The following is a 15,523-nucleotide window of genomic DNA, read 5'->3' as shown; positions in this document are numbered from 1 at the left end:
TAATAAAGCGGAGACAGTTATGTCACGTAATAAAGATAAAGAACATGCAACCGACGCGCTTTTTATAAAAGTTCACGAAAGCGACAACGTCGCTATTATTGTGAATGACAATGGTTTAAAGGCCGGCACCCGATTTTCTAACGGTCTGGAATTAATTGAACACATCCCGCAAGGTCACAAAGTCGCTTTAGCCCCGATTGCGAAAGGTGGCGATATTATTCGTTATGGCGAAGTCATTGGTTATGCCGTGCGTGACATCGCGCAAGGCGGCTGGATTGATGAATCCCTGGTGGAACTGCCGGTTGCACCGGAACTCAGCAGCCTGCCACTGGCGACACGCGTTCCGCCACTGTTGCCACCGCTGGAAGGCTACACCTTTGAAGGTTATCGCAACGCCGACGGCAGCGTGGGCACGAAAAATCTTCTGGGGATCACCACCAGCGTTCACTGCGTTGCGGGCGTGGTGGATTACGTGGTGAAAATCATCGAACGTGATTTATTGCCCAAATTCCCCAACGTCGACGGCGTTGTCGCGCTCAATCACCTTTACGGCTGCGGCGTAGCAATCAACGCACCTGCCGCCATTGTGCCGATCCGTACGATCCACAATCTGGCGCTGAACCCGAATTTTGGTGGCGAAGTGATGGTGGTCGGGCTGGGTTGCGAGAAATTGCAGCCGGAACGTCTGCTGGAAGGTACACCGGACGTGCAGGCGATTTCTCTCGATGACACCCACATCGTGCGTTTGCAGGATGAACAGCACGTCGGCTTCCAGTCAATGGTGGACGACATTCTCACCGTCGCGCAGTTCCATCTGGAACGCCTGAACCGTCGCCAGCGCGAAACCTGCCCGGCGTCGGATCTGGTCGTCGGCACACAATGTGGCGGCAGCGACGCGTTCTCCGGCGTCACGGCGAATCCGGCGGTCGGCTTTGCGTCCGACCTGCTGGTGCGCTGCGGCGCGACCGTGATGTTCTCGGAAGTGACCGAAGTCCGCGACGCCATTCATCTGCTGACACCGCGCGCGGCGGATGTGGATGTCGGCAAACGCCTGCTGGAAGAAATGGCCTGGTACGATAATTACCTGTCGATGGGTCAGACTGACCGCAGCGCCAACCCGTCGCCGGGCAATAAAAAAGGCGGCCTCGCGAACGTGGTCGAAAAAGCCTTGGGCTCGATTGCCAAATCCGGCACCAGCGCCATCTCGGAAGTGTTGTCACCCGGACAGCGACCGACAAAAAAAGGCCTGATTTACGCCGCCACGCCTGCCAGCGATTTTGTCTGCGGAACCCAGCAACTGGCTTCAGGCATTACCGTTCAGGTATTTACCACCGGTCGCGGGACACCCTACGGCCTGCTGGCAGTGCCGGTCATTAAGATGGCGACGCGCACCACGCTCGCCAACCGCTGGCATGACCTGATGGACATCAACGCGGGCACTATTGCCACCGGCGATGCCACCATCGAAGACGTCGGCTGGGAGTTGTTCCACTTTATTCTGGACATCGCCAGCGGCCGCAAGAAAACCTGGTCCGACACCTGGGGTATCCATAACGCCCTCGCCGTATTCAACCCGGCTCCGGTGACCTGAGTTTTAATGTTTGCCGGAAGATTTCACCCGTCAGTTTTCTGATGGGTGAAATTTTATTGTCTTTCAAAACATCAATCTTCCAGAACTCTTTATCCCTTTGTGATCTCCCTCTCGGTTGCTCCCACCCGACAAGTCTACCTTTGCTGAGTCAATAATAATTCATTGATTTAATTACATTTATTAAAATTATGAATATTTAAAAACTCTATCATCCTGTCAATGATTCACTCAGTTAAAGGACTAACATCATGCCGGCTAATGGCACCCGTTTTACCTTCACAGCAGGCAGCACGCCTGAGAATACTTTCGCCGTAGTCAACTTTGAGCTTTCCCAGTCGTATTCAGAGCTCTTCACTCTGCGTCTGACACTGGCCAGCACCGACCCGGCTATCGGGTTCGAAAAGGTACTGGACGAGAAAGCGACGCTCACTATCTGGCAAGGTGAAGAAATAAAACGCCGGGTACGCGGAATTGTTGTGTTCTGCGAGCAAGGCGATACCGGCAAACATCAGACACTTTATCGAATGATCCTTCGTCCCGAATTCTGGCGCAGCACGCATCGTCGTAACTGCCGGAGTTTTCAGAATGAAGATGTCGCGACCATTATCAGGCCGTTGCTTGAAGAAATGGGTATCCCTAAGCACGACACTCTTTTTGGATCAGCCCATGGACGTCGCGAATTTTGCGTTCAGTTTATGGAGAGTGATTTCGATTTCATTTCCCGTCTGGTCGCAGAGGAAGGAATATTTTTTTACGAAGAAGAATCTCTTCAATCTGGCGTTCAAAAACTTACCTTTTCAGATAGCTGCAGCGTGCTGAGTAGTGTGGGGAAATTGCCTTACAACCCCAATGCAGCCTCCGAGGCTGAAACCTATTGCATTAACAATTTCCGCCGTAGTGCGCAAATCAGACCTTCTCAGGTCACTACCCAGGATTACACGTTCACTGCCCCCAATTGGGCAGCCCGTTATCAGGAGGAGCCTTCAGCACTAAAATATCAGCGCGGCATGTATGAAATTTTTGATTATCCGGGACGCTTCAAAGATGAGCAGCACGGCGAGGATTTTTCCCGTTATCAGATTGAAGGCTGGCGTAACAATGCCGATGTGGTCGTGGGCAACAGTAATACGCCGCAATTGCAACCGGGCGTTTGCTTCTCCCTGACAGATCATCCCCGCGAAGATCTGAATGCCAAATGGCAGGTCGTTACCACTGAAATGCACGGTCACCAGCCGCAGGCCCTTATTGGCAGCGAGGGCCAGGGGACGACCCTGAGCAATAAATTCGAAGTGATCACTGCCTCAACAACCTGGCGACCCGCCCCACTCGCGAAACCACGCATCGATGGTCCGCAAATTGCCATCGTTACCGGTCCGCCAGGAGAGGAGATTTTTTGTGATGAACATGGCCGCGTACGGGTGAAATTTGCCTGGGATCGCTATAACAAAGCTGATGACGGCAGCTCATGCTGGATACGTGTCTCACAGGCATGGGCAGGCACCGGATTTGGCAATATCGCCATCCCCCGTATCGGGCAAGAGGTCATTGTCGACTTCCTCAACGGCGATCCGGATCAGCCAATCATTACCGGCCGAACCTACCATGCCAGCAACCGTTCACCGGGTAGCTTACCGGGCACCAAAACGCAGATGGCGATCCGCTCCCAGACCTATAAAGGCAGTGGCTTCAATGAGCTGATGTTTGAGGATGCGACAGGTAACGAATTGCTGTCTATGCACGCTCAGAAGGACATGAAGACAGAAGTACTGAACAACCGGATGACGGATGTGGTGGCAAACCATACAGAAAATGTGGGCGGTAATCAGGCGGTTACCATTGCCAAAAACCAGATCCAGACTGTCGGTGCCAATCAGATTGAAACCATTACCGCGAATCAGGTCGTCAAGATCGGTCAGAACCAGTCCGAAACTATCGGCGTCTTTAAAACAGAATCGGTGGGTGTCATCAGTACTTTGTCCGTTGGGATGGCCTATCAGGTCAGCGTGGGCGGCATTATGAACACGACCGTCGCAATGACTCAGGGCTCGCAAATCGGTATCGCCAAAACGCTGATGGTGGGGAAAAGTTACGGGATTACCGTCGGCCAAAAAATGTCGATCAACGTCGGCGAGCGTAAAACGGAAAGCGCCGGCAAAGTCGCTATTTACACGGCTGGCGACCATCTGGAGCTCGGCTGCGGCAGCGCCAAAATCGTGCTCACCAAAGATGGCAGCATCTTCCTCTCCGGTACAAAATTGCACATGCAGGGAGTATTGATGGTCAACAGCGACTCGGCGGTCATCAATATCAACTGCGGCCTGACGGAACAGCCGCCGCAAACCCCAACAGACTCTGGCGATAACACGCCGAGAAATGGCTCTACTCCTCCGTTCGTCTAGGATTTTACTACTAAAAGGACTTAATTCATGACCGGATTTCCTGCCGCACGGCAGTTCGATAATACCGCCATCGGCGGCCCGATTGTTCAGGGCTCGCCGGGCGTGATGATTGGTGCACCGACCGGCGTGGCTTGCTCGGTTTGCCCCGGCGGTGTGGTGGTAGGCAGCCCCGTTAACCCGTCCCTCGGCGCCAAAGTCCTTCCCGGCGAGACCGATATCGCAATGCCCGCTTCTTTGCCTTTTGTCCTTTCTCGCAGCTACAGCAGTTATAAAACCGATACGCCTGCGCCCGTCGGAATGTTCGGCCCCGGCTGGGCTGCGGCGGCAGATATCCGCCTGCAAATCCGCACCGATGAACTCATCCTTAACGACAATGCCGGGCGGAGCATTCATTTTCATCACCTGCCGCCGGGGCAGATTGTGTTCAGCCACAGCGAAAATCTCTGGCTGGCGCGCGGCGGTGTGGATAAACAAACCGGGGCGCATCCGCTCAGCAAGCTCTGGCAGGTGTTACCGGACGAACTCCGCAACAGCCCGCATTACTATTTTGTCGCTAATGACGCCACCGGGCCGTGGTGGATTTTAGGCTGCGTGCAACTGCCCGAAACTGCGGAAGACGTGCTGCCGCGCCCGTTGCCTGCCAGCCGGTTACTGCTCGGGCTGACCGACCGTTTCGGCAATCAGCTTAATTATCATCGCGACGCCGAAGGCGAATTCGCCGGGCAAATCACCGGCGTCACTGACAGCGTCGGGCGGCGTTTTCGCCTTGAACTGATGACGCTGCCGGACTTCAAACCCGCGCTGAACACCGGCTGGGGTGAGGATAACGGCGTGCGGCTTTCCGCCGTCTGGCTGACGAAGGATTTAGCCTTTCCGGATTTACCGACCAGACCGCTGGTGCGCTACGACTACACCGCGCGCGGTGAGCTGAAAACCGTGTATGACCGCGCGGGCGAAATTGTCCGGCAGTTTGACTGGCATAGCGAAAACACCGGTCTGATGATTGCCCACCGCTACGCCGGACGCCCTGCCACGAATTACGTGTACGACGCCTTCGGAAAAGTCATTTCGCAGGTCAATCCCGGCGGCCTGTCTTACGAATTTGAATACAGCAAAAACCAGACCCGCGTCACCGACAGCCTTGGACGCTTACGCGTCTATCACTTCGAGGGCGAGCAGGGTCTGCGCCGCGTAGTCAGACTCGAACAGGCCGACTGCAACTGCACGCAAAGCGCGTTCAATAACCGCGGCCAGCTGATATCGCAAACCGACATTTCCGGGCGCACCACCGAATTTCATATCAACCCGGCCAATGGCACGCTGGGCGCGATTCTGCATCCGGGCGGCGAAAAGCGCAGCCAGTTCAACTACAACAAACAAGGGCAGCTGGTTTGCAGCACCGCGCCGGACGGACGCCGCGTGAGCCAGGAATATGATGCGTTTGGGCGCCTGATAGCCGAGACTGACGCCCTGCACCAGACCCGTCGCTATCATTACGCAGACGATAAAAGCGCGCAGCCGTGCGCCACCGAAGACGCGGCAGGCGGGCGTCAGACGCTGGAATGGAACGCGGCCGGCTTGCTGATTGCCTTCACTGACTGCTCCGGGTTTAAGACGTCATACCGCTATAACCGCGACGGTCAGCCGGTCGAAATCCAGCACGAAGAAGGAATGAAAACCCGCTTTGCGTACGATGCGCGCGGACGTCGGATTTCGCGTGAGGACAGCGCGGGCGGGAAAACGGTTTGGGAATATAACGCCGCCGGAGACGTCATCGCCGTCACCCGACCGGACGGCAGCCAGAGCACGCAAACCTACGATGAGCGCGGCAATCCAACCGCACAGAACGAAGGCGGGCTGACCCGTCAGACTGAATTCGACAGCGCGGGCAGGCTGATGCGGCTGGTTAACGAAAACGGCGCTGACACGAAATTCAGCTACGACGTCATGGACCGGCTGATTCAGGAGGTCGGTTTCGACGGGCGCGTGCAGAGTTATCAGTACAACGCCGCCGGTCAGATGACGCAGATGACCACCGGCCTCGGCGACCATCACTATGCTTACACGCCAGCCGGGCGTCTGAACAGCGTCAGTTCGCCGGACGGCTTTCTCGCCACCTTCACCGATGCCGCCGGCAACCGCAACTGCACACACCCCGACCTGAACACGCCGCTGGCTGACACGCTGCCGGTCTGGTATCACAACCGCATCCAGCGCGATGAGCGGTACATTTATGAACACGACAAGTTTGGCAACCTGACGGAAAAACGCCCGTACCGCGCCGGCTGGCGGGAAGCACCGCGCGGGGCCATCAGCCACTTCTCCTATGACCAGGCGCACCGGCTGACCCGTTTCACGACAGAAGAAGACGGCCTGATTCAGACGCAGGCGCGCTATATCTGTGACCCGCTCGGGCGGCGCGTCTGCAAGCGCGTCACGCACATCAATCCGCAATCCGGCGAAACAGAAACCCAGAATATCTGGTTCGGCTGGGACGGCGACCGTCTGGTGCTGACCGAAAATCGCGACACCCAGCTGCACACGATTTATCACCCGAACAGCTTCGTCCCGCTTCTGCGCGCCGAACACACCCGCATGGAGGACAGCCACCGCTCGCTGGCGGAAAAGCTCGAAGAGGAAAACGGCATCGCGTTGCCGACCGAACTGCATCTGCGGCTGAATGAAATCGAAAAGGACATCCGTAAAAATCGTCTCAGCGACGACAATCAGCAGTGGCTGGACGCCGTCGGCCTGAAAGCCGAAAACCTGGCGCTGTGGCTCGACCCGATGCCGGAAGGCGAGGCGCTGAAACTGCAACTCTATCACTGCGACCACCTCGGCACACCCATTGCGCTCATCAACCACAAAACCAGCAAAGTGGAATGGAGCGCGGTCATGGACGTCTGGGGCAACGCGGTGGATATTTTCAACCCGTACAAACTGCGTCAGTCCATCAGAATGCAGGGCCAGCATTACGACGAGGAGTCAGGGCTGCATTACAACCGTCACCGTTATTACGACCCGATGCAGGGACGGTATATTACGCAGGATCCGATTGGGTTGAGAGGGGGATGGAATTTATATGGTTACGGTTTTAACAAGCCTAATAAATATATAGACCCTCGTGGACTAAATGGGGTTGGTTCAATAGTCAATTTACCGGGGATTGGCGAGAAAGGTTCGTTAGCTATATCAATAATGCAAAATGGAGCATCTTCAGAAGATATTACTACTGCGATGGCACCAGCTCCAACCAGCCCAATTGCAACGGGAGAATGTCGAGTTACTGGAACTGTTGCAGTGGGTACAGGTTTGTCAGCTACTGCCTCACTTAATGAAAAATCAGGTGCCTCTGCTTTATGGAGTGTACCAATAGCAGCTGTTGGCCTAAGAGCATCGGCAACATGTGGATTAAAGTTTAGAGACCCTGACGCTAAGGACTTAAAAGTGGGCGCTGGATTTGCACTGGGGTTGGGGGAATTTAGTATTGAAGTAGTGCAAACATCAACGTGGCCAGAAATATACATTGGTTTTGGTGCTGGCGCTGGCCCTGAAATAAATCTCCCATATACACCAAGTGTATCGGGACCGATAAATTACTGAGGTTTATATGTGCGAAGAAATAAAAATACTTAGAATTTCTTTTTTCTTTTTTGCAGTGGTAATCATCTCGATAGCGATTTTTTCAGGATGGCGATTTTGCAAAAAAAACAACATAAATTTCAATTCCGTGGATGGTATGTTTGAAATGTATGGATATGTATTTTCTTTTAAAGATAAAGCATTTTCCATCTTAATGTTACTTTGCATATATGGGGGAGCGTTGTTGGGACTTGTTGTTATTGGTATTAGCTTCTGGGCTGAGAGTAAAGGGTGTACTTTCCCTAAAAAATATAATTAACAGAGAGATAAAATCAGAGATGAACCTTAGGTATTTTCAAAAAAAACACACTCATCTCTAAAAAGAAAATTTATCATCTAATAGCTGATAACGAAGTGCTATTGATTTATACCTCTGAGTTTTCGAAGAGAAACGTAAATGAAACATTTTTGTTCGTTATAGTGGATGGTGAATTAAAACTAAAAGGATATAACTACACCTCCATCAATTAGGCTAATTTTCAGATGATGCTGGAGCTACAGCGACACTTACCCTCGCCGTATTCAACCCGGCTCCGGTGACCTGAGTTTTAATGTTTCAGGAAAGCAGAAGGCCAGCAAATGCTGGCCTTCTCTGTTTTTATGCGTCTGCGGCGTCAGGATTTATTTCGCCGCAGCACCGGTTTGTTCTGCACCAACCAGACCGACTTTCAGGTAACCGGCTTTACGCAGGTTATCCATCACGCTCATCAGCGTTTCGTAATCCACCGTCTTATCCGCACGGAAGAAAATCGTACTCTGCTTGTTGCCCTGCGTGCGCTGGTCGAGCATCGCCGTCAGGTTGTCGCTGTTTACCGGATTATCGCCGAGGAACAGCTGCTTGTCAGATTTCACCGTCAGGAAGATCGGCTTCTCAGGACGCGGCTGCGCTTTTGCCGTCGAGGCCGGTAAGTCTACCCGCACATCGACGGTAGCCAGCGGTGCGGCCACCATGAAGATAATCAGTAACACCAGCATGACGTCGATAAAAGGCGTGACGTTGATGTCATGCATTTCACCGCTTTCGTCGATATCGTCGTTTAACCGAATAGCCATAATCTGTTCTTACCCTACGCGTAACTGACCCGTCTGACCGCGTGGCGCATCGCCTTCGCTGGCAGCCAGGTCCAGATCACGGCCCTGTAACAGGATAATCTGCGCCGCCACATCGCCTACCTGATGACGGTAAGACGTAATGGTACGGGCGAAAATGTTGTAGATAACCACCGCGGGGATCGCGGCAATCAGGCCGACAGCGGTTGCCAGCAAGGCTTCAGCGATACCCGGTGCGACGACCGCAAGGTTGGTGGTCTGCGTCTGCGCGATACCGATAAAGCTGTTCATGATGCCCCAGACAGTCCCGAACAGGCCGACGAACGGGGAGATGGCCCCGATGGTCGCCAGGATCCCGTTGCCACGGCCCATATAGCGGCCAGCGGCACCGACGCGGCGCTCAAGGCGGAAGCCGGTACGCTCTTTGATGCCGTTGTTGTCAGATGAACCGGCAGAAAGCTCGAGTTCGTTCTGCGCATCGCGAATCATCTGCGCGCTGAGGCTGCTGGCGGCAAAGCTTTCAGCCTGCTCAGCGGCTTCATCAAGCGTACGCACGGAAGACAGCGCATCGAATTCACGACGCATGCGGCGTTTACCGCTGAAGACTTCAGCGCCTTTGCTAAACAGCAGCGCCCAGGTGACGACGGAAGCCAGCAGCAGGCCAATCATCACAGTTTTCACCACCACGTCAGCGTGGTGATACATGCCTAAAACAGACAAATCGGTTGGAATGACAGGCGTCGCTTCGGTCGGCGCAGGTTGCATTAACGGGGCAGGCATCGCATCAGCCGGTGCAGGGGTGTCAGCCGTTGCCGGTTGAGTCGCCGCAGAAGTCACGGCTTGTGCCGCAGGCATCGCTGGGGCTGCCATTGCGTTGCCGCTTAAACCAGCAACCAACATTAACGACATCAGGAGTGAGGTCGCCTCTTTCATCTTATTGCGAGCCGTTTTCACGCGTCGCCTCCAGCCAGAATCAGTGTGTAGAAGGAATGAATAACGCCGAATGATATCAAAGAAAAACCCCTAATTGATAGTCGTTCTCATTATTATTTACATTGTCGCGCTTCCCGCTACGGGTGTCCTTGACAGATGACAAGGTTTTTCCCGTTTGGACACGGCGTGAACAATTTAACCCTCGTCACACTTTTCATAAAAATGTCGTGGCAAATCAATCAGCCAAAGAAAATCATCAGCGTTAAAACTGAAGGTTAAACAGTCAGCATCTGCACTTTACAGCTTTTACAGGATGAGAATAATGCTCAAATATTGCATAACCTTTGAGAGGAACGTTTTAGCTGGCCGTCTGTTTTCGCGATGAAGACGACATGCATAACCACCGGGATAAGCGCCCTGCAGCCGGCGGCCTTTTGTTTTGGCTGAAATTTTCTCATCCAACCGGCAAAAACCTGACCCGTAAAATTCATCATGTTAAGTTAATTGCATATCAGCCGCTGCCACAGAGCGCGGGTCGACAAGGTTAAACAGGGTGAAATGCGGATTATGTCGTCTAAAAAAATCGAAACCGCGCTGGTCAGCGCCGGGCGGGACAAAAAGTACACGCAGGGTTCAGTGAATGCCGTGATCCAGCGCGCTTCGTCGCTGGTGTTTGAAACCGTGGCCGATAAAAAGCACGCCACCGCCAACCGTGCCAACGGCGAACTGTTTTACGGACGTCGCGGTACCCTGACGCATTTTTCCCTGCAACAGGCCATGGTTGAGCTCGAAGGCGGCGCGGGTTGCGCGCTTTATCCTTGCGGCGCGGCGGCCGTCAGTAACGCGGTGTTGTCGTTTGTCGGCACCGGCGACCATATTCTGGTGGCGGGTTCCGCTTACGAACCCACCCAAGATTTCTGCGAAAAAGTGCTGAAAAAACTCGGCGTCTCCACCACCTATTTCCGTGCAGACATTGGTGCGGCGTTAGGTTCGCTGATGCAGCCCAACACCAAAGTCGTATTTCTCGAATCTCCGGGCTCCATCACGATGGAAGTACCGGATATCCCGGCGATGGTGAAAGCCGTGCGCGCCGTGTCTCCGGACGTGGTGATCATGATCGACAACACCTGGGCGGCGGGCATTCTGTTCAAAGCGCTGGAGTTTGATATCGACATATCCATTCAGGCCGGGACCAAATATATCGTCGGCCATTCAGACGCCATGATTGGTACGGCGGTGTCCAACGAACGTTGCTGGGAACAGTTGCGCGAGCACTCTTATCTGATGGGGCAAATGGTCGACGCCGACACCGCTTACGTCGCCAGCCGCGGGCTGCGGACGATGGGTGTGCGACTGAAGCAGCACGAAGAAAGCAGCATTCGTATCGCACAATGGCTGGCGGAACGTCCGGAAGTGGAAGCCGTGAACCATCCGGCACTAGCGGGCAGCAAAGGCCACGAATTCTGGAAACGTGATTTCACCGGCAGTTGCGGCTTGTTCTCGTTCATCCTGAAAGAGCGCCTGAGCAAACAGCAGCTTTCAGACTATCTCGATCACTTCGAACATTTCAGCATGGCCTATTCCTGGGGCGGTTTTGAATCGCTGGTTCTGGCCAATCAGCCGGAAGAAATTCAGGCGATCCGCCCGGCAGAAACCGTTGATTTTGCCGGTACGCTGGTGCGTCTTCACATCGGGCTGGAGAATTGCGACGACCTGATCGCCGACCTGACAGCCGCTTTCGAAAGAATTGCGGCGGCCTGAGCGGGAGAGATTGCGACACACCGCGCAGATCGGTAAGGTGTCAGTCGGATTTTCATTCGCAAAATGAGAATAATCTGTAAGCTCTACCTATAGCTCCGGTGAATCAACGCCGGAGTGTTTTGTCTTTTTACAGCCGCCTCAGATCAACATACGGACAAGGGATACTGGGTACACTGGCAAGCGACAGTTTTTCATGATTAGAAACAGGACAGAATATGGCAGTTATTTGCGACATTTTTCATGCACTCTGGCGGCATGATTTCAGTATGCTCGCCGACCCGAATCTTCTCTGGGTTATCTACGCTGTACTGTTCACGACGCTATTTCTTGAAAACGGACTTCTTCCCGCTTCTTTCCTGCCGGGCGACAGCCTTCTGCTGCTGACCGGTGCGCTGATTGCCAAAGGCGTGATGAGCTTTATTCCAACCATGATTATTCTGGTGACCGCCGCCAGCCTCGGCTGCTGGCTGAGCTACATTCAGGGACGCTGGCTCGGGCACACCAAGATGGTCAAAGGCTGGTTGCTACAGCTTCCCGCACATTATCATCACCGCGCGCACCAGATGTTCGCACGTCACGGGCTGACGGCGCTGCTGGTTGGCCGTTTTCTGGCATTCGTCCGCACATTATTACCGACCATTGCAGGGATCTCCGGCCTGAACAATGCCCGCTTCCAGTTCTTTAACTGGCTGAGCGCGATTTTGTGGGTCGGTGTAGTGATCTCGCTGGGCTTCGCGCTGAGCCATATTCCGGTCGTGAAACGCCATGAAGATCAGGTCATGGCGGGGCTGATGATTTTACCGGTTCTGCTGCTGTTTATCGGGCTTGCCGGCGTTTTACTGGTGATATGGAAGAAACGCAAATGCCGTTTCTGAGCACAAATATCACGCTTTAAAGGCCACATCCGCCAGCACTAATACGCCCGAACTGCCTTCGCGCAGACGGGCCATTTCATCGCTCGGCGTCACACCAAAATAGCGCTTAAACTCCCGGCTGAACTGTGACGCGCTTTCGTATCCCACCTGCAACGCCGCCACGCTGGCTTTCACGCCGTCATAAATCATCAGCATCCGTGCTTTGTGCAGACGGTAGGTTTTCAGATACTGCAAAGGCGACGTGCTGGTCACCGCTTTGAAGTTGTGGTGAAACGCCGAAATACTCATGTTTACTTCATTCGCCAGCGCTTCCACGCTGAGATTATCCGCATACTGCGCTTCGATGCGACGCAGGGATTTGGCAATCTGGCTAAAGTGCGTATGGCGGTTAACCAATGCCTGAAGCGCGCCGCCGTTTTCACTCGTCAGGATAAAGAACAGGATTTCGCGGATGATCTTAGGCCCCAGAATGCGGGCATGAAGCGGTTTATCCATAACGCTCAGCAGACGTTCGGTCGCGCACAAAATATCATCGTCCAGAACGCCTGAATTGATACCGGTTGAAGAATCTTTCTGACGCGCCACGGTTTCATCGCCCATGTCCATTAGCAAATCCTGCAACATCAGCGTGTCAATGCTGATCTGGATCCCAGCCAGCGGTTCTTCGGGGCTGCTGAACGTTTCACATTCGAACGGCAGCGGAACGGTCAGCATCAGGTAATTATGCGGATCGTAGGAGAAGGTTTTCTTGCCGAGATAACCGACTTTGCGGCCCTGAAAGAGGATCACCACGCCAGGATTGTATAAGACCGGCTGGCGCGGATGGATGCGTGTGGTGTACATCAGCGTGACCTGCGGCACTGCCGACGGACAGAGGTTTTTACTCCCGCTGAGGTATGCCACTCTTGCCGCCAGACGTGCGCACAAACTGTCCACATTTTCCATTATTCCTGCTCCGGATAGACATTAAACTGTTATCAATTCTGCCACAGGCTCTTCTCTTTCTACAGAGACATGCAGGATCAGGCAAGACTCTGGCAGGAATGTGCATCTTCCTTGCGACGATTTTCTCTTACAGTTAACCCCTCTTTCCGCAGGCGTATCTTCCTGCACAAATGCAGTGAACTGCTAGTCTGTATGAACGCACCTTTCATACGCTGTTCGTGACAAACGTTTTTGTCACCGGCCCGATTTCTCAGTAACTCCCTAATTTTTAAAAACTCAATGTCTGGAGAAAATTATGTCTGCACCTACCGCTGCCGAAAATACGTTTAACGCCTGGGCCGCTGCCGGTCCGAATCAGCCTCTTGAAGCTTTCCAGTTCGACGCCGGCCCGATTGGCGATGAAGAAATTGAAGTCGCCATTGATTACTGCGGCGTCTGCCACTCCGATCTGTCGATGCTCAATAACGACTGGGGCATCACCCAATATCCGTTTGTGCCGGGCCATGAAGTGGTCGGTAAAATTGTCAAAATCGGCGACCATGCGCGTAATAAAGGGCTGAAGGTCGGCCAGATTGTGGGCGTGGGCTGGAACCGTGGCAGCTGTATGCACTGCCACCCTTGTATGTCCGGCGACCAGCATCTTTGCCACGATGTTGAAGCCACGATTATCGGTCATCACGGCGGTTTTGCCGACCGTATCCGCAGCCACTGGGCGTGGGCGATCCCGCTTCCTGAAGGCGTGGACGTCACCAGCGCAGGCCCGCTGTTCTGCGGCGGCATCACCGTGTTTAACCCGCTGTTGCAGTTTGGCGTTCTGCCAACCCACCGCGTGGGCGTCGTCGGGATCGGCGGTTTAGGCCACATGGCGTTGCGCTTCCTGAATGCGTGGGGCTGCGAAGTCACGGCGTTCACCTCGTCTCTGGCAAAACGTGATGAAGCCCTGTCACTCGGCGCGCACCGCGTGGTTGCCACCCGCGACAGCGATGAGCTGAAGAAAATCGCCGGTGAGCTGGATTTCATCATGGTCACCGCCAACGCCTCGCTCGACTGGGACGCCTTTATCGGCACGCTGGCACCGAAAGGCCGCCTGCACTTTGTGGGCGTCGTGCCGGAAGCCGTTCCGCTGCACGTGATGGCGCTGATCAGCAAACAGGCTGAAGTTTCCGGCTCACCGACCGGCGCACCTTCACGCCTGGCAGACATGCTGGCATTCTGCGCCCGTCACCAGATTACGCCGCAGGTTGAGCACTTCCCGCTGAGCAAAATTAACGACGCAGTTGAACATCTGCACGAAGGAAAAGCGCGCTACCGCGTCATTCTGGATATGAACGCGTAACATTTTTTCGCAATAAAATAAGTAGCCTGCTCAGCAAGATGACGTTTCGTTAACTAGACTTAACGTCAGGCTGATGCCTTGCCTACTCTGTGCCCGTGCTTTGCGGCGGGCACTCTGCCCTGATAGGAGAACCTCATGGCAACGCAACCCATCATTAAACTGCACGATGGCAACCTGATGCCTCAGTTAGGACTTGGTGTATGGAAAGCCAGTAATCAGGAAGCCACCAGCGCGGTGAAAACGGCCATCGAAACCGGCTACCGTCACATCGATACGGCGGCTATTTACAAAAATGAGGAAGGCGTCGGCGAAGCCCTTGCCGCCAATCTCGTTCCCCGCGAAGCGTTGTTCATCACCACAAAACTGTGGAATGACGATCAGCTGAATGCGCCAAAAGCGCTGGAAACCAGCCTTAAAAAGCTGAGAACTGATTACGTTGATTTGTATCTGATCCACTGGCCGCAGCCAGCGCAGGGCCATTATGTTGATGCCTGGAAAGCGCTGCTAAAACTGAAAGAACAGGGGCTGGCGAAAAGCGTCGGCGTCTGTAATTTCCCGCTGGAACATTTGCAGAAACTGAAAGATGAAACCGGCATTTTCCCGGTGGTGAATCAGGTTGAGCTGCACCCGCTGATGCAACAGCGCCAGCTACACGCCTGGAACGCCACGCACACCATCGCCACCGAATCCTGGAGCCCGCTGGCGCAGGGCGGTAAAGGTGTTTTTGATCAGCCTCTGATTCAGAAACTGGCGGAGAAATACAACAAAACGCCCGCGCAGATCGTGATCCGCTGGCATCTGGACAGCGGGCTGATTGTTATCCCAAAATCCGTGACGCCAAAACGCATCCGCGAAAACTTCGACGTGTTTGATTTCAAGCTGGAGAAGGAAGAACTGGCGGAAGTCACAAAGCTGGATAAAGGTCAGCGTCTGGGGCCGGATCCGGCGAAAGACCTGTAATTTTTGTGATGCTGTAAGACTAAAAAACCCG

At 54.0% G+C, this 15,523-nt stretch carries 11 protein-coding genes; 8 read left to right on the top strand and 3 right to left on the bottom strand.

Features of this window, described 5'->3' with window-relative positions; genetic code table 11:
* Positions 1–19 precede the first annotated feature (19 nt).
* The 4 genes from garD to BV494_RS20135 all read left to right on the top strand — a co-directional run bounded on the left by garD (position 20) and on the right by BV494_RS20135 (position 7,891).
* Positions 20–1,591, top strand: coding sequence for a galactarate dehydratase (gene garD, locus BV494_RS20150; RefSeq protein ID WP_104924433.1), 1,572 nt, complete (start codon positions 20–22; stop codon positions 1,589–1,591).
* Positions 1,592–1,839: 248 nt separating this feature from the next.
* Positions 1,840–3,990: a type VI secretion system Vgr family protein gene (locus tag BV494_RS20145; protein WP_104924432.1), complete on the top strand. Its 2,151-nt coding sequence runs from the start codon at positions 1,840–1,842 to the stop codon at positions 3,988–3,990.
* A gap of 27 nt (positions 3,991–4,017) precedes the next feature.
* Complete coding sequence (locus BV494_RS20140; protein ID WP_104924431.1) at positions 4,018–7,593, top strand: RHS repeat-associated core domain-containing protein; 3,576 nt, start codon at positions 4,018–4,020, stop codon at positions 7,591–7,593.
* 7 nt (positions 7,594–7,600) lie between these two features.
* Positions 7,601–7,891, top strand: a complete 291-nt coding sequence (locus BV494_RS20135) for a hypothetical protein (protein ID WP_104924430.1) — start codon at positions 7,601–7,603, stop codon at positions 7,889–7,891.
* Between the two features lie 362 nt (positions 7,892–8,253).
* Here BV494_RS20135 and exbD read toward each other — a convergent pair whose 3' ends face one another.
* Complete coding sequence (gene exbD, locus BV494_RS20125; RefSeq protein ID WP_104924428.1) at positions 8,254–8,685, bottom strand: TonB system transport protein ExbD; 432 nt, start codon at positions 8,683–8,685, stop codon at positions 8,254–8,256.
* 9 nt (positions 8,686–8,694) lie between these two features.
* Positions 8,695–9,615, bottom strand: coding sequence for a tol-pal system-associated acyl-CoA thioesterase (gene exbB / locus BV494_RS20120; RefSeq protein WP_226790094.1), 921 nt, complete (start codon positions 9,613–9,615; stop codon positions 8,695–8,697).
* Between the two features lie 567 nt (positions 9,616–10,182).
* Here exbB and metC point away from each other — a divergent pair.
* Positions 10,183–11,376 (top strand): cystathionine beta-lyase, encoded by a 1,194-nt coding sequence (gene metC / locus BV494_RS20115; RefSeq protein WP_104924426.1) that lies wholly within the window; start codon positions 10,183–10,185, stop codon positions 11,374–11,376.
* 215 nt (positions 11,377–11,591) lie between these two features.
* Entirely contained in the window at positions 11,592–12,251 is a 660-nt protein-coding gene (locus BV494_RS20110; protein ID WP_104924425.1) for a DedA family protein, read from the top strand.
* A 9-nt stretch (positions 12,252–12,260) separates the two neighbouring features.
* Here BV494_RS20110 and BV494_RS20105 read toward each other — a convergent pair whose 3' ends face one another.
* Entirely contained in the window at positions 12,261–13,196 is a 936-nt protein-coding gene (locus BV494_RS20105; RefSeq protein ID WP_104924424.1) for an AraC family transcriptional regulator, read from the bottom strand.
* 295 nt (positions 13,197–13,491) lie between these two features.
* On the opposite strand from BV494_RS20105, the gene ahr reads away from it, so the two are divergent.
* Positions 13,492–14,532, top strand: a complete 1,041-nt coding sequence (ahr, locus tag BV494_RS20100) for an NADPH-dependent aldehyde reductase Ahr (protein WP_104924423.1) — start codon at positions 13,492–13,494, stop codon at positions 14,530–14,532.
* A 135-nt stretch (positions 14,533–14,667) separates the two neighbouring features.
* Positions 14,668–15,492, top strand: coding sequence for a 2,5-didehydrogluconate reductase DkgA (gene dkgA, locus BV494_RS20095; RefSeq protein WP_104924422.1), 825 nt, complete (start codon positions 14,668–14,670; stop codon positions 15,490–15,492).
* Positions 15,493–15,523 lie beyond the last annotated feature (31 nt).

This window comes from Rahnella sikkimica, assembly GCF_002951615.1.
Classification (GTDB): Bacteria; Pseudomonadota; Gammaproteobacteria; order Enterobacterales; family Enterobacteriaceae; genus Rahnella; species Rahnella sikkimica.
The sequence above is the reverse complement of the archived record's forward strand: the minus strand, read 5'-3'. Positions and strand labels throughout refer to the sequence as shown.